General features: G+C 69.4%; 17 protein-coding genes. 11 read left to right on the forward strand and 6 right to left on the reverse strand.

All coding sequences use genetic code 11. From position 1 onward, the window contains the following. Positions 1-130 precede the first annotated feature (130 nt). Positions 131-391, reverse strand: coding sequence for an HGxxPAAW family protein (locus HII36_RS30585; protein WP_173526749.1), 261 nt, complete (start codon positions 389-391; stop codon positions 131-133). 225 nt (positions 392-616) lie between these two features. Here HII36_RS30585 and secA point away from each other — a divergent pair, with 225 nt between their 5' ends. After that, positions 617-3,406, forward strand: coding sequence for a preprotein translocase subunit SecA (gene secA / locus HII36_RS30590; RefSeq protein WP_173526750.1), 2,790 nt, complete (start codon positions 617-619; stop codon positions 3,404-3,406). 321 nt (positions 3,407-3,727) lie between these two features. Here the strand turns inward: secA and HII36_RS30595 are convergent, their stop codons facing one another. The 4 genes from HII36_RS30595 to HII36_RS30610 all read right to left on the reverse strand — a co-directional run bounded on the left by HII36_RS30595 (position 3,728) and on the right by HII36_RS30610 (position 7,880). After that, positions 3,728-4,156, reverse strand: a complete 429-nt coding sequence (locus tag HII36_RS30595; protein ID WP_173526751.1) for an Rv3235 family protein — start codon at positions 4,154-4,156, stop codon at positions 3,728-3,730. 206 nt (positions 4,157-4,362) lie between these two features. Then, entirely contained in the window at positions 4,363-5,664 is a 1,302-nt protein-coding gene (locus HII36_RS30600) for a PTS transporter subunit EIIC (protein WP_328807958.1), read from the reverse strand. 61 nt (positions 5,665-5,725) lie between these two features. Continuing rightward, complete coding sequence (locus HII36_RS30605; protein ID WP_173526777.1) at positions 5,726-6,994, reverse strand: PTS transporter subunit EIIC; 1,269 nt, start codon at positions 6,992-6,994, stop codon at positions 5,726-5,728. Positions 6,995-7,139: 145 nt separating this feature from the next. Continuing rightward, a complete protein-coding gene (locus HII36_RS30610) occupies positions 7,140-7,880 on the reverse strand; it encodes a GntR family transcriptional regulator (protein WP_173526752.1) in 741 nt (246 codons plus the stop codon). 124 nt (positions 7,881-8,004) lie between these two features. Here HII36_RS30610 and HII36_RS30615 point away from each other — a divergent pair, with 124 nt between their 5' ends. The 7 genes from HII36_RS30615 to nagZ all read left to right on the forward strand — a co-directional run bounded on the left by HII36_RS30615 (position 8,005) and on the right by nagZ (position 13,785). Next, positions 8,005-9,039: an SIS domain-containing protein gene (locus tag HII36_RS30615; RefSeq protein WP_173526753.1), complete on the forward strand. Its 1,035-nt coding sequence runs from the start codon at positions 8,005-8,007 to the stop codon at positions 9,037-9,039. Positions 9,040-9,089: 50 nt separating this feature from the next. Beyond that, on the forward strand, positions 9,090-9,326 hold the full coding sequence (locus HII36_RS30620; RefSeq protein WP_173526754.1) for a glucose PTS transporter subunit EIIB: 237 nt from the start codon (positions 9,090-9,092) through the stop codon (positions 9,324-9,326). Positions 9,327-9,337: 11 nt separating this feature from the next. Next, complete coding sequence (locus HII36_RS30625) at positions 9,338-9,784, forward strand: PTS sugar transporter subunit IIA (protein WP_173526755.1); 447 nt, start codon at positions 9,338-9,340, stop codon at positions 9,782-9,784. Further along, positions 9,775-10,395, forward strand: a complete 621-nt coding sequence (locus HII36_RS30630) for an HAD family hydrolase (protein ID WP_173526756.1) — start codon at positions 9,775-9,777, stop codon at positions 10,393-10,395. The genes HII36_RS30625 and HII36_RS30630 overlap by 10 nt, the downstream gene beginning before the upstream one ends. 39 nt (positions 10,396-10,434) lie before the next feature. Next, positions 10,435-10,695, forward strand: a complete 261-nt coding sequence (locus tag HII36_RS30635) for an HPr family phosphocarrier protein (protein ID WP_173526757.1) — start codon at positions 10,435-10,437, stop codon at positions 10,693-10,695. Beyond that, positions 10,692-12,395, forward strand: a complete 1,704-nt coding sequence (ptsP, locus tag HII36_RS30640; RefSeq protein WP_173526758.1) for a phosphoenolpyruvate--protein phosphotransferase — start codon at positions 10,692-10,694, stop codon at positions 12,393-12,395. The genes HII36_RS30635 and ptsP overlap by 4 nt, the downstream gene beginning before the upstream one ends. 61 nt (positions 12,396-12,456) lie before the next feature. Further along, complete coding sequence (gene nagZ / locus HII36_RS30645) at positions 12,457-13,785, forward strand: beta-N-acetylhexosaminidase (RefSeq protein ID WP_173526759.1); 1,329 nt, start codon at positions 12,457-12,459, stop codon at positions 13,783-13,785. Here the strand turns inward: nagZ and atpB are convergent. Beyond that, complete coding sequence (gene atpB / locus HII36_RS30650) at positions 13,782-14,576, reverse strand: F0F1 ATP synthase subunit A (protein ID WP_173526760.1); 795 nt, start codon at positions 14,574-14,576, stop codon at positions 13,782-13,784. The two genes, nagZ and atpB, sit on opposite strands and share 4 nt — an antisense overlap. A 164-nt stretch (positions 14,577-14,740) precedes the next feature. Between atpB and HII36_RS30655 the strand changes: the two genes are divergently transcribed. From HII36_RS30655 to HII36_RS30665, 3 genes are all read left to right on the forward strand, one after another. Then, on the forward strand, positions 14,741-15,385 hold the full coding sequence (locus HII36_RS30655) for an HAD family hydrolase (protein WP_173526761.1): 645 nt from the start codon (positions 14,741-14,743) through the stop codon (positions 15,383-15,385). Positions 15,386-15,416: 31 nt separating this feature from the next. After that, the gene (locus HII36_RS30660; protein ID WP_173526762.1) at positions 15,417-15,926 is read left to right on the forward strand and encodes a DUF6912 family protein; all 510 of its coding nucleotides are present in this window, start codon (positions 15,417-15,419) and stop codon (positions 15,924-15,926) included. A 92-nt stretch (positions 15,927-16,018) separates the two neighbouring features. After that, positions 16,019-16,471 carry a DUF2690 domain-containing protein gene (locus HII36_RS30665; RefSeq protein WP_173526763.1) on the forward strand — a complete coding sequence of 151 codons (453 nt, stop codon included), beginning with the start codon at positions 16,019-16,021 and terminating at the stop codon, positions 16,469-16,471. The last annotated feature ends 20 nt before the right edge of the window (positions 16,472-16,491 follow it).

The following is a 16,491-nucleotide window of genomic DNA, read 5'->3' on the forward strand; positions in this document are numbered from 1 at the left end:
GTGAGGACCCGGTGGCCTGTCCAGGTGGTGAGGGCCCGGGGTGGGGCGTGGTGGTAACAGAAACGGCGGGCATCTCGTTGATGCCCGCCGCGGCGGCAGCGTGTCTCAGTGGTCCGTGTGCTCGGGACGGTCAGCGATGGTCTTCCGCGCGCATGCCGACACGCGGGGCGTCGATCACGACATCCGTGACGATGTCGAAGACGAGGGCGAGGATGGCGCCGACGATGAACACGCCGATACCGACCCAGATGAGCATCCAGTTAGCGGCCGTCAGGCCGAACCCGGACACGATGGTGCCGACGATCATCACGGTCACCGCGAGCCAGGAGGAGGCACGGCCGCCGTGGCTGCCGAGATTCTCCGTGTGCTCTGACTTCTTCCCCTCAACCATCACAAATCCTTCCCTTGCCGGTTATCTCGCCTATTGCTGCGAAGCCACGCTCAACCGGCATACCCTCTGCCTTGGCCCCATTCTCCCAGACGTGTCCGGCGGCCTCGTCGTCACGGTGGCTGTGTCTGGTTGCTGAACCGCCTACGATGGGCAACGGGGAAGTTTGTCTCGGCCTCTCCTCCTGGCGGCGCCGCCGGGGAAGACCTGCGAGGAGCTTTACATAAAGTGGCAGCCATTCTCGACAAGATCCTACGTGCCGGCGAAGGCAAGATCCTGCGCAAGCTCAAGCGGATCGCCGATCAGGTCAACTCCATCGAGGACGACTTCAAGGGCCTGTCCGACGCGGAGTTGCGGGCGCTGACGGACGAATTCAAGCAGCGATACGCCGACGGCGAGACTCTCGACGATCTGCTTCCCGAAGCGTTCGCGACCGTGCGCGAGGCGGCCCGCCGCGTGCTCGGCCAGCGGCACTTCGACGTGCAGCTCATGGGCGGCGCGAACCTTCACATGGGCAACATCTCCGAGATGAAGACCGGTGAGGGCAAGACGCTGACCTGTACGCTCCCGGCGTATCTCAACGCGCTGTCCGGCAAGGGCGTGCACGTCATCACCGTCAACGACTATCTGGTGCAGGTCGGCGCCGAGAACATGGGCCGGGTCTACCGGTTCCTCGGCCTCGAGGTGGGCATGATCCTGGCGGGTCAGCAGCCCGACGAGCGCCGCAAGCAGTACGAGGCCGACATCACGTACGGCACGAACAACGAGTTCGGCTTCGACTACCTGCGCGACAACATGGCCTGGTCGCTCGAGGAATGCGTGCAGCGCGGCCACAACTTCGCGATCGTCGACGAGGTCGACTCCATCCTCATCGACGAGGCCCGCACGCCGCTGATCATCTCCGGTCCCGGCGAGCAGTCCGGCAAGTGGTACCAGGAGTTCGCGAAGATCGTCCCGCGGCTGCGCAAGGGCGTCGAGGCGAAGAATCCCGGCGAGGAGAGCACCGGCGACTACATCGTCGACGAGAAGAAGCGCACGGTCGGCATTCTCGAGTCCGGTGTGGAGAAGGTCGAAGACTGGCTCGGCATCGACAACCTGTACAAGCCCGAGCACACCCACCTGGTCGGCTTCCTGAACAACGCCCTTAAGGCCAAGGAGCTGTTCAAGAAGGACAAGGACTACATCGTCTCCGACGGCGAAGTCCTCATCGTCGACGAGTTCACCGGCCGTATCCTGCACGGCCGCCGCTACAACGAGGGCATGCACCAGGCCATCGAGGCCAAGGAAGGCGTGAAGATCAAGGACGAGAACCAGACTCTCGCCACGATCACCCTCCAGAACTACTTCCGCCTCTACGACAAGCTGTCCGGCATGACCGGTACGGCCGTGACCGAGGCGAACGAGTTCCACCAGACGTACAAGCTCGGCGTGGTGCCCATCCCGACGAACCGCCCGATGATCCGCAAGGACCAGGCCGACGTCGTGTACAAGACCGAGGACGCCAAGTTCAACGCGGTCGTCATGGACATCAAGGAGCGCTACGAGCAGGGCCAGCCGGTGCTCGTCGGCACCACCTCGGTGGAGAAGTCCGAGCGGCTGTCCAAGGCGCTCAAGCGCCAGGGCGTCCAGCACGAGGTGCTGAACGCGAAGAACCACGCGCGTGAGGCCGCGATCGTGGCCGAGGCGGGCCGCAAGGGCGCCGTCACCGTCGCCACCAACATGGCCGGTCGAGGCACCGACATCATGCTCGGCGGCAACTCCGAGTTCCGCGCCGACCTCGAGCTGCGCCAGCGCGGCCTCGACCCGCTCGAGACGCCGGAAGAGTACGAGAAGGCCTACCCCGAGGCGCTGGAGAAGGCCAGGGCGGCCGTCAAGGCCGAGCACGACGAGGTCACCAAGCTCGGCGGCCTGTACGTGCTGGGCACCGAGCGCCACGAGTCGCGCCGCATCGACAACCAGCTCCGCGGCCGTTCCGGCCGTCAGGGCGACCCCGGCGAGTCGCGCTTCTACCTGTCGCTCGGCGACGACCTGATGCGCCTGTTCAACTCGGCCAGGGTCCAGATGATCATGGAGCGGCTGAACATCCCCGACGACCAGCCGATCGAGTCCGGCATCGTCTCCAAGGCCATCGCCTCCGCCCAGCACCAGGTCGAGCAGCAGAACTTCGAGATCCGCAAGGAAGTTCTGAAGTACGACGAGGTCATGAACCGCCAGCGCAAGGTCATCTACGCCGAGCGCCACCGCGTGCTGGAGGGCGCCGACCTGCACGAGCAGGTGCGCGGCTTCATCGGCGACGTGATCGACGGCTACGTCAGCGCCGCCACCGCCGAGGGCTTCGCCGAAGAGTGGGACCTCGACAAGCTGTGGAAGGCGTTCGGCGAGCTCTACCCGGTCACCGTCACGATCGAGAACCTGGTCGAGGAGGCCGGCAGCCGCGAGGAGCTGAGCGCCGAGCTCATCAGCGACCGCATCAAGAAGGACGCGCTCGACGCCTACGCCAGGCGCGAGGAGCAGTTCGGCCCCGAGACCACGCGTGACCTGGAGCGCCGCGTCATCCTGTCGGTCCTCGACCGCAAGTGGCGCGAGCACCTGTACGAGATGGACTACCTGCGCGAGGGCATCGGCATGCGGGCCTACGCGCAGAAGGACCCGCAGATCGAGTACCAGCGCGAAGGTTTCGAGATGTTCGCCGCGATGCTGGAAGGCATCAAGGAGGACTCCGTCGGCTTCCTGTTCAACCTCGAGGTCGAGGTTCAGGAGAACCCGATCGTCGAGGAGGAGGACGCCGTCCTGGCCGAGACCCGCTCGATCATCGCGCGCGGCCTGCGCGGGCCCGAGCGGCCCGCCGAGCTCGAATACTCCGCTCCCGGCGAGCAGGGCGACGTCGAGCACACGCGGGTCCGCACGACCTCGGCGGAGCGGGCGGCGTACGGCAACGTCGAGCGCAACGCGCCGTGCCCGTGCGGTTCCGGCAAGAAGTACAAGCGCTGCCACGGCGACCCGAAGAACGCCGGCTGAGCCGGGCCTGAAGGCGCAGTGAGGCCCTCGCTCCCGAGAACGGGGGCGGGGGCCTTTCGCCTTTCCCGTGGCGTGGGCGGGCCGTGCGAGGCCCCGGGCCCGCAGCGCAGGCCCGGGGCCTCGGTTCAGTCGGATCTCACTCGACCTGGAGGACCGTCCACCGTGGGGGAGTGCCGATCGTCAGCAGGTCAGAGCACGAGCACTGGCCGCACCCAGGGGTCATGTTCCCTCCTCGCCTTCGGGGATATGCCTTGTACCCGCTGACGTCCGCTCTTACTCTGGCCGCCGTGCCAGAGTTCCGGACACGCGCCGGGGACGTCGTCAGGCCGTTTCGAAGTCGGTGCACAGCCATTGCACGCCGCGCCTTTCCAGGCGTACCGCGAGAACGTGGTTGCGTTCGCCGCAGTGCACGATGACGCACATTTCCACGGCGCCCTCTCTGGGCTCTTTCACGTGCGGGCAGCCGACGAACGGCGGACGGCTGGACTCGATCATCGTGCCGGCCCGGACGAGCTCACGGTAGGCGCGGTCGGTCAGCCGGTCCGCGACGCTCTCCGGCGGCCGCCGTCCCGTCAGCACCTCGGCCAGGGCCTGGCCCAGGTGGCGCAGCCGCCGCTCGTCCGGGATGGCGCCAGGCGGTCCCCAGACCAAGGGGCTGAGCGCGAGCGCCCCGTCGGTGCGGGCGCGGCGCCGGGCGTCGTACGAAGGCTCGGAAACGGGCGGGAGACCGAGGCGGGACGGAGAGGACATGCGCGCTCCAGGGGGTCGTCCGGGGGGAAAGAGAATTCGTAATAAGGAGTTTCCGGCCCGGGCCGGAGATACATTTCCCGCCAACTTGTTGAATTTCCGCCGCGGTTTGCCCGGTTAAATGGAGAAGATTCTTTCGACCTGGATTCCCGCTTCGCGCTTTTCGGGCACCGGCCGGTCGCCGTATCGGGCACCCGCAAACCCAGGGATCATGGCGTGTCCCGCACCGCCTGTTCCTCGGGTTCGCGACCGGGCGTGGGGATGTTCAGCCGGCGGATCAGCAGGGTGAACAGGAGGTAGTAGACGACGAAGTAGATCAGCCCGAAGACGATGATCAGGCCGAGTTCGTGCGTGTTCGACTTGCTGGCGTTCAGCAGCATGTCGATGCCGCCGGCCGAGAACGTGAACCCCAGCCTGGCCCCGAACTCCGCCATCAGCGCCATCGACAGCCCGGTGAGCAGCGCGTGCACGGCGAACAGCATGGGCGCGACGAAGATGAACGCGAACTCCAGCGGCTCGGTGATGCCGGTGATGAACGCGGTCAGCCCGGCGGAGACCATGATCCCGCCGACCGCCTGACGCCGGTGCGGCAGCGCCGTGCGCCAGATGGCGATGGCCGCCCCGAGCAGGCCGAACATCATCACCGGGAAGAACCCGGTCATGAAGATGCCGGCCCCCTGCTCCCCGGCGAAGTAGCAGTTCAGGTCGCCGGCCGCGTCCCTGGTGGCGCCCTGCACGCCGGCCCGGCACTCCGGCAGCGTGAACCAGACGATCGTGTTCAGGAAGTGGTGCAGCCCGATCGGGATCAGCAGCCGGTTGGCCACGCCGTAGATGCCGGTGCCGATCGTGCCGTGCGCGGACAGCCAGTCGCCCACGCCCGCCAGCCAGTCGCCCACCGGACGCCACAGCAGCCCGAAGAGCACCCCCAGCGCCAGCGCGGCGATGGCGGTCACGATCGGCACGAATCTGCGCCCGCCGAAGAACGCCAGCCAGGCCGGCAGCTTGATCCGGTAGAAGCGCTGCCACAGCACGGCGGCGAGGATGCCGATGATGATGCCGCCCAGCACGCCGGTGGGGTTCTGCGCGCCGATGTCCAGCATGGGCCGGGGTTCGCCGTCCTCGACCGCGGTGACCAGCACCTTGTCGTAGACGGCGCCCTGGCCGGCGGTGAAGAACAGGCTCTTGGTGACGCGGTCGAAGACCAGGTAGCCGACCAGCGCCGCGAGCGCGGTGGAGCCGTCGGCCTTGCGGGCGAAGCCGATCGCGACGCCGATGGCGAACAGCACGGGCAGGTTGTCGAACAGCGCGCCGCCGGCCGCGGCCAGCACCTGCGCGACGGGCAGCAGCCAGGGCAGGACGCCGCCGAGCCCGTCCTTGCCGAGCAGGTCGTCCTGGCCGAAGCGGTAGAGCAGGCCGGCGGCGGGCAGCACCGCGATCGGCATCATGAGCGAGCGCCCGACGCGCTGCAGCACGGCGAACGTCGACGACCAGGCCGAGCCCACAGCATCCACCCCCGCATGCGGTTCACGGGGGATGGTGGGTTTCTACCACGCCACCACAGGGGGAAACGGGCTAGGTCTCGCCCGAATCGACGTCGGGCTCGGGTTCTCGGCCCGGCGTCATGATGTTGAGCCTGCGGATGAGGAAGGTGAACACGACGTAGTACACGACCCCGTAGACCAGGCCGAGCACCAGGATGCCGGGTAAGTTCTGGGTGTTCGACTTGCTGGCGTTCAGCAGCATGTCGAGCAGCCCGGCGGAGAAGCCGAAGCCGAGCTGGCCGCCGATAAGCGTGGTCAGCGCCATGGCCAGGCCGGTCAGCACGGCGTGCACCACCAGCAGCAGCGGCGCGACGAAGATGAACGCGAACTCGATCGGCTCGGTGATACCCGTCACGAACGAGGCCAGCCCGGCCGACAACATGATGCCGCCCACCGTGGCCCGCCGGTGCGGGGGCGCCGCCCGCCACATGGCCAGCGCGGCGGCCGGCAGCGCGAACATCATGACGGGGAAGAACCCGGCCATGAACTGCCCGGAGACCGGGTCGCCGCCGAAGTAGCAGTTCCAGTCGCCGCCGAGCACCCGGCCGCCGACGTCGCAGGTGGGCACCACGTACCAGACCACCGAGTTGACGAAGTGGTGCAGGCCGAGCGGGATCAGCAGCCGGTTGATCAGGCCGTAGATGCCGGTGCCGATCGGCCCGATCGCGGCCAGCGCCTCGCCGGCGTGCCTGATCCACTCGCCGAGCACCGGCCACAGCCAGCCGAACAGCACCCCGAGCAGCAGCGCCACGATGGACGTGATGATCGGCACGAACCTGCGCCCGCCGAAGAACGCCAGCCACGGCGGCAGCTTGATCCGGTGGAAGCGCTGCCACAGCAACGCCGTGACCAGCCCGATGACGATGCCGCCGAGCACGTTGGTGGGGTTCTGGATGCCGTAGTTGATGACCTCTTTGACGCCGTCGTCCTGGACCTCCCTGGTCAGGACGGTGTCCCTGATGTCGGAGCCGAAGAACATCACCTTGCTCACCCGGTCGAAGACCAGGTAGCCGACCACGGCGGCGAGCGCGGTGGTGCCGTCGGACTTGCGCGCGTACCCGATGGCCACGCCGACCGCGAACAGCAGCGGCAGGTACTCGAACAACGCCTTGCCCGCGGCGGCCATCACGTCGGCCACCTGGGTCATCCAGGCGAAGCCCGCCACGTCGGCCAGTCCGCCCGGCTCCGCGCCGTTGGCGCCCAGCATGTCGGGCTGGCCGAAGCGCATCAGCAGGGCGGCCGCGGGCAGGGCGGCGATGGGCAGCATCAGCGAGCGGCCCAGCCGCTGGAGCACGTTCATCGCACGCGCGAACGGCGAGGGCCGGGCTGCGGCGTCGGCGGTGGTGTCGTTCACCGGGCGTTCCTCCGGGGGATGGGAGTGGGCCTGCTCCGGTGGAGCCGGGCGGCGTCGCTGCGAAGATCCGCCCCGCTCCCCGCGAGTTCCCTCAGCCCCGTCTGACGGGCATTTCCAGGATGGTGCGCAACTGGTAACGGTCGGCACGGTAGGTGGACACGCCCAGTTCCGCGCAGACGCCGCCGGAGAACGACCTGCGCTGCAGCAGCAGCACGGCGCCGCCGCGCGGCAGCTTCAGCAGGTCGGCGTCGCTGGGGTCGGCGATGCCACCGTCGATGGTGAGCTCGCCGGCGTCCATGACGAGGCCGTAGCGGCTCTCCAAGAGCTCATACAGTGATTTTTCCGACAAGTCGTAGTCGGCCAGGTCGGGGGCGAGCTTGACCGGGATGTGGGCCCGCTCGATGGACAGCGGCTCACCGTCGGCCGTACGCAGGCGCTCGATGAAGTGCACTTCCTCGCCCGGCTGGATGCCCAGCTCCTTGGCCAGGTGCGCGCTGGCCCGCACGATCCGCCGGTCGAGATCGCGTGAGCCGGGCACCATGCCGCGGGCGCGCATGTCGTCGCTGAACGAGGTGAGCTGCAGCGCCAGCTCGATCTTGGGCCGGGCCACGAACGTGCCCTTGCCCGGCACGCGGTGCAGCCGCCCCTCGGACACCAGGTGGTCGACGGCCTGCCGCACGGTCATCCTGGACAGGCCGAACCGCTGGCAGAGCTCCCGCTCGGACGGGATCGCCGCGCCGATGCTGAGCTCGTTGCTGTCGATGAGGTCCAGCAGGATCTCGCGAAGCTGGAAGTACTTGGGCACCGGGCTGTCCGGATCGATGTGCGCCACGGATCCTCCCCTCGATCTGACCTGGGCGATGGGCTATGGTTCGTACTGGTCTAGTCCGGACTAGACCACATGTCGCGAAACACGGTCAAGTCCGACCCGCAAAGATTTGAGGGATGAGCCCAAGATGACCACCAAGATGCGCAGCGAGATCGCCGAGCAGCCGGGAGCGCTGCGGGCCACGCTGGACGCCCTGCTCCCCAGGGTCGGCGAGGTGAAGGCGGTGGGCGAGCAGACTCGCCAACTGCTGTTCATCGCGCGTGGCACCTCCGACAACGCCGCAGTCTACGGGCGCTACCTGGTCGAATCGCACGCGGGCCGCCTGTCCGCGCTGGCCGCGCCGTCCATCGCGACCACCTACAAGCGCAAGCTCGACCTGGACGGCGTGCTCGCCGTCGCGATCTCCCAGTCCGGCCGGACCGAGGAGATCGTCGAGACGCTGGCCTGGGCCAGGGACTGCGGCGCCAAGACCGTCGGCATCACCAACGGCGGCGAGGACAGCCCGCTCGCCCAGGCCGCGGACGTGGCGCTGTGCACGCTGGCCGGCGAGGAGAAGGCCGTCCCCGCGACCAAGACCTACACCACCCAGCTCGCCGCGCTGGCCGTGCTCGCGCTGGGCCTGGGCGCGGGCGTGAACGCCGACGACCTGCAGCGCGTGCCGGAGGCCGTGGAGAAGCTGATCGCCGAGCCCGGCGACCTCGACGCGGTCGTGGACGGCCTGCTCGACAAGCCCGGCGTGGTCGTCTCCGGCCGCGGCCTGGCGTTCTCGACCGCGCTGGAGACCGCGCTCAAGCTCAAGGAGGCCTGCTACCTGCACGCCATGGGCCTGTCGTACGCCGACCTGCTGCACGGCCCGATCGCCGTGGTCGACGCCGACACCCCGGCGCTGCTGGTGGCCGCCGAGAACAGCCCGACCCTGCAGGGCACGGTCGCGCTGGCCGAGCGCGTGGTGGCGGCCGGCGCCGCGGCCTACACGATCGGCGGCGGCACCGCGCTCGCCCAGGCGGGCACGGCCGCGCTCAACGGCCCCGACCTGCCCGAGTGGGTGGCGCCGATGGGCCTGATCATCCCCGGTCAGCTGCTCACCGAGGCGCTGGCCCGCCGCCTGGGCATCGACCCCGACGCGCCGCGCGGGCTGAACAAGGTGACCCAGACCGACTGATCACGCTACGTCGTTTAGCCTGGTCGGAGGGTGAGGACGAGGAGGACCGGATGGCGGCGGATGTCAACGCGATCATCGCAGGGCTCGGTGGCGCCGAGAACATCATCGAGATCGAGCCCTGCATCACCCGGTTGCGTACCGAGGTGCATGACGCGTCCAAGGTCGACCAGGCCGCTCTCAAGGCGGCGGGGGCGCACGGCGTGATGGCCGCGGGCAACGTGGTGCAGGTCGTCGTGGGTCCCGAGGCGGACACGATCGCCAGCGACATCGAGGACATCATCGGCTAGAGGGCGAGACCATGACGACTGTTCTCGCCCCGGTTGAGGGGGCAGCTGTGGGGTTGGCCGCCGTGCCTGATCCGGTTTTCTCGGCAGGCATGGTGGGGCCGGGAACGGCGATCGACCCGCTGCGGGGCCCGGGTAAGGCCGTGGCCCCGATAGCCGGAAAAATAATGAAACTGCATCCGCATGCCTACGTCATCGTGGGGGACGACGGCAAAGGCGTGCTGGTGCACCTGGGCATCGACACGGTCCAGCTCAAGGGGAAGGGGTTCCAGCTGCTGGCGGCGGAGGGCGACAGAGTGTGCGCGGGCCAGCCGGTGGTCGCCTGGGACCCCGCCGTGATCGAGGCCGGCGGCCGCTCGCCGGTCTGCCCGGTCGTCGCGCTCGACGCCCTCGCCGAGTCCGTGACCGGCGTCGTCCACGGCGCGGTGCAGGTGGGGGATCAGCTCTTCCAATGGGAATAGACACGGCGCTCTTCGACTTGGACGGGACGCTGATCAACACCGAGGCACGGAGCATGGCCATGTGGCGGATGCTGCTCGACAGACACGAGGTCGAGTACGACGTCCGCGCCTTCATGGGCAGGAGAAGCAGAGACGTGATCCCGGAGGTGTTCCCCGGCGCGGACGTCGAGGAGATCGTCCGCGAGGTCTTCAGCTACGACGAACACCCGGGTCTGCCCGAGATCGCGCCCGTGCCCGGCGCGGCCGACCTGGTGCGCGCGGTGGCCGCGTACGGCTCGCCGATCGGCCTGGTCACCTCGTCCAGGCGCTGGTGGGCCGAGGCACGGCTGGCCGAGGTCGGCGTGCGCGACCTGATCCGCACGGTCGTCTCGGCCGAGGACGTCGAGGTGGGCAAGCCCGACCCCGCGGGTTTCCTGCTGGCGGCCGAGCGGCTGGGCGCGAGCCCGGCCGACTGCGTGGTCTTCGAGGATTCACTGGCGGGGATCGCCGCGGCGAAGGCCGCGGGCATGAGATGCGTGGGCGTGGCCACCAATCACGCCGACGAGGAACTGGCCGGGGCCGACCTCGTGGTCGCCGATCTGACCGCGGTCGACTGGCCGCCATTCGCTTAGGTCCGGCTGGTCCGGACCGGCTGAGAGAAGGAGGAGCTCATGGGTGAGCGCAAGGTCACCGTGGCGGCTGAGGTGGGCCTGCACGCCCGTCCGGCGGCGACGTTCGTGCAGCGGGCCATGCAGGCCCCGATCGACATCACCGTGGCCAAGGCCAACGGCGGCACCCCGATCAACGGCAAGAGCATCCTGGCGATCATGGCGCTCGACGTCCGGCAGGGCGAGACCATCGTGATCAGTGCCGAGGGCGAGGGCGCCGAGGCGATCCTGGACGAACTGGCGGCGATTGCCGGAACGCCATGAGCCTGCGGGGGGTGGGGGTCAGCCCGGGCATCGGGCACGGCCCCGCGTACGTCCTGACCGTCTCCGTGCCCGAACCCCCCGAGGGCATGACGTACACCGGTGAGGCGGAGCCGGAGAAGGACCGCGCGACTCGCGCGCTCGCGCAGGTCGCGGGCGAACTGGAGGCGCGCGGCAACCAGGCGGGCGGCGAGGCGAGGGAGATACTCAAGGCGCAGGCCCTGATGGCGGAAGACCCGGGCGTGGTCGTCAAGGTGAGATCCCTGATCGACCACGGCCTGGCCGCTCCCCGGGCGGTCTACGAAGCTTTCACGAAATATCGGGACGTGCTCAGTGGCGCGGGCGGCTACCTGGGCGAGCGGGCCGCCGACCTGAACGACATCAGGGACCGGGCCGTGGCCCTGCTGACCGGTCAGCCCATGCCGGGGCTGCCCGGCGATCCCCCGGAGCCGTACGTGCTGGTCGCCCGCGACCTCGCGCCGGCCGACACGGCGCTGCTGTCGAAGGAGCACGTGGCCGCGTTCGTCACCGAGGAGGGCGGGCCGACCAGCCACACCGCGATCATGGCCAGGGGCATGGGCGTGCCCGCCGTGGTGGCCTGCGCGGGCGCGACCCACCTGGCGCCGGGCGTGCACGTGCTGGTCGACGGCTCCACCGGTGAGGTGCGCCCGGAACCGTCCGACTCCGACGTGTCGCAGGCCTACGACGCGGCCGTGGCCGGGCGCGACGCCGTCGGCGCGGTACGCGGCCCTGGACGCACCGCCGACGGCCACCCGGTGCCGCTGCTGGCCAACGTCGGCGGCCCGGCCGACCTCGACGCCGCGCTGGCCAGGGGCGCCGAGGGCGTCGGGCTGTACCGCACCGAGTTCCTCTTTCTCGACAAGGGCCAGGCGCCCACCCAGCAGGAGCAGGAGTCGGCCTACCGGGCCGCGCTGGAGGCGTTCCCGAACGGCAAGGTCGTGGTGCGCACGCTGGACGCCGGCGCGGACAAGCCGCTGGCCTTCCTGCCGCCGTCGGCCACCGAGCCGAACCCGGCCCTGGGCGAGCGCGGGCTGCGCCTGTTCAGGCGCTACCCGGCGATCATGGACGCCCAGCTCGCCGCGCTGGCCGCCGCGGCCGCGGGTGCCGCAGTCTCGGGTGCGGCAGCCTCGGGTGCTGGGGCCGAGCTGCTGGTCATGGCCCCGATGGTGGCCACGCCCGAGGAGGCGGACTGGTTCGCCAGGGCCTGTCACTCGCACGGCCTGACCCGCGTGGGCGTGATGATCGAGGTGCCGTCCGCGGCGCTGCGCGCCGGTGACCTGGCCGGCGCGGTGGACTTCCTGTCGATCGGGACCAACGACCTGGCGCAGTACGCGTTCGCCGCGGACCGCCAGCTCGGCGCGGTGAGCGCGCTGCACGACCCGTGGCAGCCCGCGCTGCTCGACCTGATCGCGGCCACGCTCGACGGCGCGGCGGGCACGCCCACCGGGATCTGCGGCGAGGCGGCGGCCGACCCGGCGATGGCCTGCGTGCTGGTCGGGATGGGCGCGGCCACGCTGTCGATGAGCCCGGCCGCGCTGCCCGGCGTTCGCGCCGCGCTGGCCGCGCACACGCTGGAGCAGTGCGGGATCGCCGCCAGGCACGCCCGCTCCCAGGCCACCGCCGCCCGCGCGCGCGGCGCGGCCCGCGCGCAACTGCCCGGGCTCGGCAAACTGGGCCTGTAGTTCGCTCACGTTTCCCGTCCGGACGGCTCGCGCGCGCCCGCGCCTGGATACCTTGGGAGGCATGCTTTCCAGCGCTCGACGGATCGGTACGGCAGGACTCCTCGCGCTCGCCCTCACGGCGTGCGGCGGTGGCGGCGGCCAGGCGGGGGCGAGCCCCGCCGCCCAGCCCGCCCAGGACATGAAGCCGCCGAGCGCGCGACCGGCGACCACCCCGGCGCAGAGCCCGCACCAGAGCCCGCCGCAGAAGAGCCCGGTGCAGCGGGCGCTGGCCGGCATGAGCGTGACGGAGAAGGTCGGCCAGCTGTTCATGCCCGTCCTGTACGGCACCACGGCCGACACCGTGTCGGGCGAGAACCAGGCCAGGTACGGCGCGCAGACCCCGGCCAAGGTGATCGCCAAGTACCGGCTGGGCGGGGTGATCCTGTTCCCGCAGAACGTCAAGAGCGTCGCCCAGGTCGTCGAGCTGACCAACGGCATGCAGCAGGCGTCGAAGGACGTGCCCCTGCTCATCGGCACCGACCAGGAGAACGGGCTGGTCTCGCGGATGTCCGCGATCATGACGGACTTCCCCGGCGCGTCGACCATCGGTGACACCGGTGACACCGGCAACGCCCGCGCCGTGGCCAGGGCCACCGGCGAGGAACTGCACGCGCTCGGCGTGAACCTCGACTTCGCGCCCGTCGCCGACGTGAACGTCAACCCGCGCAACCCGGTCATCGGCCGGCGTGCCTACGGCGACGACCCGAAGGTGGTGTCCGGGATGGTGGCCGCCGCGGTCAAGGGCTTCGCCGACGCGAAGGTGGCGGCCACGGCCAAGCACTTCCCCGGGCACGGCGACACCGCCGTCGACAGTCACACCGGCCTGCCGGTGATCAAGCACACCAGGAAGCAGTGGGAGCAGATCGACGCGCCGCCGTTCAAGGCCGCGATCAAGGCCGGGGTCGACACGATCATGAGCGCCCACCTCGTCTTCCCCAAGCTCGACCCGTCCGGCGACCCGGCGACGCTGTCCAAGCCCATCCTGACCGGCCTGCTCCGGCAGGAGCTCGGGTTCGACGGCGTGATCTCCACCGACGCGCTGAACATGGCCGGCGTGCGCAAGAAGTACAGCGACGGCGAGGTGGCGGTGCGCGCCATCCTGGCCGGCGCCGACCTGCTGCTCATGCCGAACGACTTCCCCACGGCGCACCGGGCGGTGCTGGCCGCGGTGAAGTCGGGACGCATCTCCGCGCAGCGGCTCGACCAGTCGGTCACCAGGCTGCTCAAGCTCAAGCACGCCAAGGGACTGCTGGCCGGGCCGCCGGTCGCGTCGGCGGAGGAGGCGGCCAAGGTGGTGCGCTCGGCGGAACACCGCCGGCTGGCCGCCAGGGTCGAGTCCGCCGCCGATTAGTGCTCGTTGTACAGCGAACTCGCCAGGTACATCGAGGTCAGCAGGGCGAACAGGAACGCCTGCAGGAACTGGATGAACATCTCGAAGGCGGTCATCAGGATCGTCATCACCACGCCGATGACGCCGATGCCTGCGCCCAGCGGGGTCAGCTTCTCGAACAGGAACCAGAAGCCGAGCGAGCTGAAGAAGGCCAGCAGCACGTGCCCGGCGAACATGTTCGCGAACACCCGGATGAAGTGGGTGAACAGCGAGTTGATGAAGACCTCGGCGAACATCAGCGGGGCGAAGAACCCGATGGCCCATCTGGGCAGGTCGGCCGGGGCCAGCATCTCCTTCAGCCACGGGCGCAGCCCGTGGTGTTTGATCGCCAGGTAGACCTTGACGAGGTAGACGATGATCGCCAGCGCCGCCGGGAAGGTGACGTTGGCGGCGACCGGGTACTGGATGAACGGGATGACGCCCATCAGGTTCCAGACCAGCACGGTCAGGAAGATGGTGAGCAGCAGGCCCATCCACCGTTCCGCGTCCTTGGGCCGCAGGAACGAGCGGGCGATCTGGACGTAGACGAAGTCGTACACGTACTCGCCCATGCTCTGCCAGCCACGGGGCACCATCTTGGGCTTGGCGAACGCCGCCCAGCAGAAGGCGATGATGATGATCGCGCTGAGCATTGCGATCAGTACGGGTTTGGTGAGCCATGCTGGCCCACCAGGGAAGATCGGGCCGAGGTCGAAAAGCTCGAGTCCCGGGGCGATGAACTCATCGGAGGTGATCAGGATCGTCGTCCGCACGGCGGTCCCTTCTGGGAGCGTACCTACGCTGGACGGTCACCATAGCTGGATATTTCCGGCACCCTTTTTTGGGGTTTATATCGCGTCAATTACCGCCTGGCCGGGGTAAAAGCCATTTCCGTGACGCTCTATCCTAGAACCGGATTCTGAGCGAGGAGGCGGTCGTGGTCGAAGGTGTGCTCATTGACTGGGGTGGAGTGCTGACGACCAGCCTTTCCGTCTCCATCGCCAAGTGGATCGAGGCCGACAGGATCGACGCCGAGCACTACCGGGCCGTGATGCGCGAGCTGATCGAGGCCGCCTACGGCGGCGGTGGCGAGAGCGTGGTGCACGCGCTGGAGCGCGGCGAGCTCGACGGCGCGGCGTTCGAGCGCGACCTCGCCGCCCGGCTGCTGACCGTGGACGGCGTGCCGCCGGCGGCCGAGGGCCTGCTCGACCGCATGTTCCTGGGGTTCGAGCGGGTCGACGCCATGTACGACATGCTGCGCGACGTACGCAAGAACGGGCTCAAGACGTGCCTGTTGTCCAACTCCTGGTCCAACACCTATCCCAGGGACGAGTGGCACGACCTCTTCGACGCCATCGTGATCTCCGGCGAGGTCGGCATGCGCAAGCCGGAGCCGCGCATCTTCCACCACGCGCTCGCCCAGGTCGCGCTACCCGGCGAGGCGTGCGTGTTCATCGACGACATCGAGGCCAACATCGTGGCCGCGCGCGGCCTCGGCATCGCCGGAATTCACCACAGGGACGCGGACACGACCATCGCGGAACTCGAGTCTCTCCTCCGACTCCCGTTGAGACGGGCATGATAGAGCCCTTGCATGCTCTGAAAGGTTCGTGATGCGCGTCTATCTGCCGTGCACTCTCCCGGCCCTGGCCCGCGCGGTCGAGGCGGGGGAGATCGGCCCGGCCCCGTTGACCGGCTACGCGGTGACCCCCGCGCTGACCGAGTGGTACGCCTCGGGAGACACCGAGGAACTCGAATACGTCGCACTCACCGAGGCCGCGCGTGCCTCGCTGCGGATGCTGGCCGCCGACCACGCCGACGGCGTGCCGGCCGCGTCCCGCCGCGTGGTCGTCGCCGCCGAGGTGCCGGACGGCGTGCTCACAATGGGCGTCGACCTGGCCGAACGGGCCAGGGTGCGGCTGGCCGAGTCCGTGCCGATGGCCAAGGTGGCCGCGGTGCACATCGACGACCTCGACGCGATGCCCGACATCAAGGCCGCCATCGCCGCGCTGCCCGACTCCGACGCGGGCGACGACGACGCCAGGTTCACCGTCGACGGCGCCGAGGCCCACGAGCTCATGTGGTACGCCACCCAGGAGATCCCGGACCTGCTGGGGTCGTAGCGGCCGGGGACGGCGGGCGGCGCACGGGTCGTGCGGATCTTCGCTAAGGTCCTGACCGAGTCCTAGCTTCTGACAGAAGGAGTCGGTTCAACGTGAAGGTACGAGTCGCGGCAAGTGTCATCGGCGCGGTGGCCACCGCGGTCCTGGCGGTCACCCCCGTGAGCGCCCAGGCCGCCGCCAAGCCGTACGACCACCAGGACCCGTACAAGTCGGGCTGCGGCAACTCGGCTCGCGTGGTGAAGACCGCGGCGATCAAGAGCAAAATCAACGGCAAGGTCGGCACGATCAAGCTCATGTGGTCGGGCAGGTGCAAGACCAACTGGATCGAGATCTCCACGGCCTCCTCGGTCAGCGGGAGCATCAACCTCTACACCGCCGACGGCAGGCACGACCGGTTCGCCTTCCGCAAGGGCAACGGCGGCCGCCACTGGGGCAACATGCTCTGGGCCAACAACATGTGCGCCTGGGGCGGCGCCGCCGTGCAGTGGGGCGGCGGGAACGGCGGCCAGTACGGCAGCGGCACCACGGGCAAGGCCTGCAGGTAGCCGTCGTCAGCCATGAGGGC

The organism is Nonomuraea antri, assembly GCF_013283785.1.
Lineage (GTDB): Bacteria > Actinomycetota > Actinomycetes > Streptosporangiales > Streptosporangiaceae > Nonomuraea > Nonomuraea antri.

Bases quoted from the DNA above. Each gene is read 5' to 3' on its own strand.
- HII36_RS30585 (WP_173526749.1), bottom strand. From the start codon at position 391: ATGGTTGAGGGGAAGAAGTCAGAGCACACGGAGAATCTCGGCAGCCAC.
- HII36_RS30595 (WP_173526751.1), bottom strand. From the start codon at position 4,156: ATGTCCTCTCCGTCCCGCCTCGGTCTCCCGCCCGTTTCCGAGCCTTCG.
- HII36_RS30605 (WP_173526777.1), bottom strand. From the start codon at position 6,994: ATGAACGTGCTCCAGCGGCTGGGCCGCTCGCTGATGCTGCCCATCGCC.
- HII36_RS30615 (WP_173526753.1), top strand. From the start codon at position 8,005: ATGACCACCAAGATGCGCAGCGAGATCGCCGAGCAGCCGGGAGCGCTG.
- HII36_RS30620 (WP_173526754.1), top strand. From the start codon at position 9,090: ATGGCGGCGGATGTCAACGCGATCATCGCAGGGCTCGGTGGCGCCGAG.
- HII36_RS30625 (WP_173526755.1), top strand. From the start codon at position 9,338: ATGACGACTGTTCTCGCCCCGGTTGAGGGGGCAGCTGTGGGGTTGGCC.
- HII36_RS30630 (WP_173526756.1), top strand. From the start codon at position 9,775: ATGGGAATAGACACGGCGCTCTTCGACTTGGACGGGACGCTGATCAAC.
- HII36_RS30635 (WP_173526757.1), top strand. From the start codon at position 10,435: ATGGGTGAGCGCAAGGTCACCGTGGCGGCTGAGGTGGGCCTGCACGCC.
- ptsP (WP_173526758.1), top strand. From the start codon at position 10,692: ATGAGCCTGCGGGGGGTGGGGGTCAGCCCGGGCATCGGGCACGGCCCC.
- nagZ (WP_173526759.1), top strand. From the start codon at position 12,457: ATGCTTTCCAGCGCTCGACGGATCGGTACGGCAGGACTCCTCGCGCTC.
- HII36_RS30660 (WP_173526762.1), top strand. From the start codon at position 15,417: ATGCGCGTCTATCTGCCGTGCACTCTCCCGGCCCTGGCCCGCGCGGTC.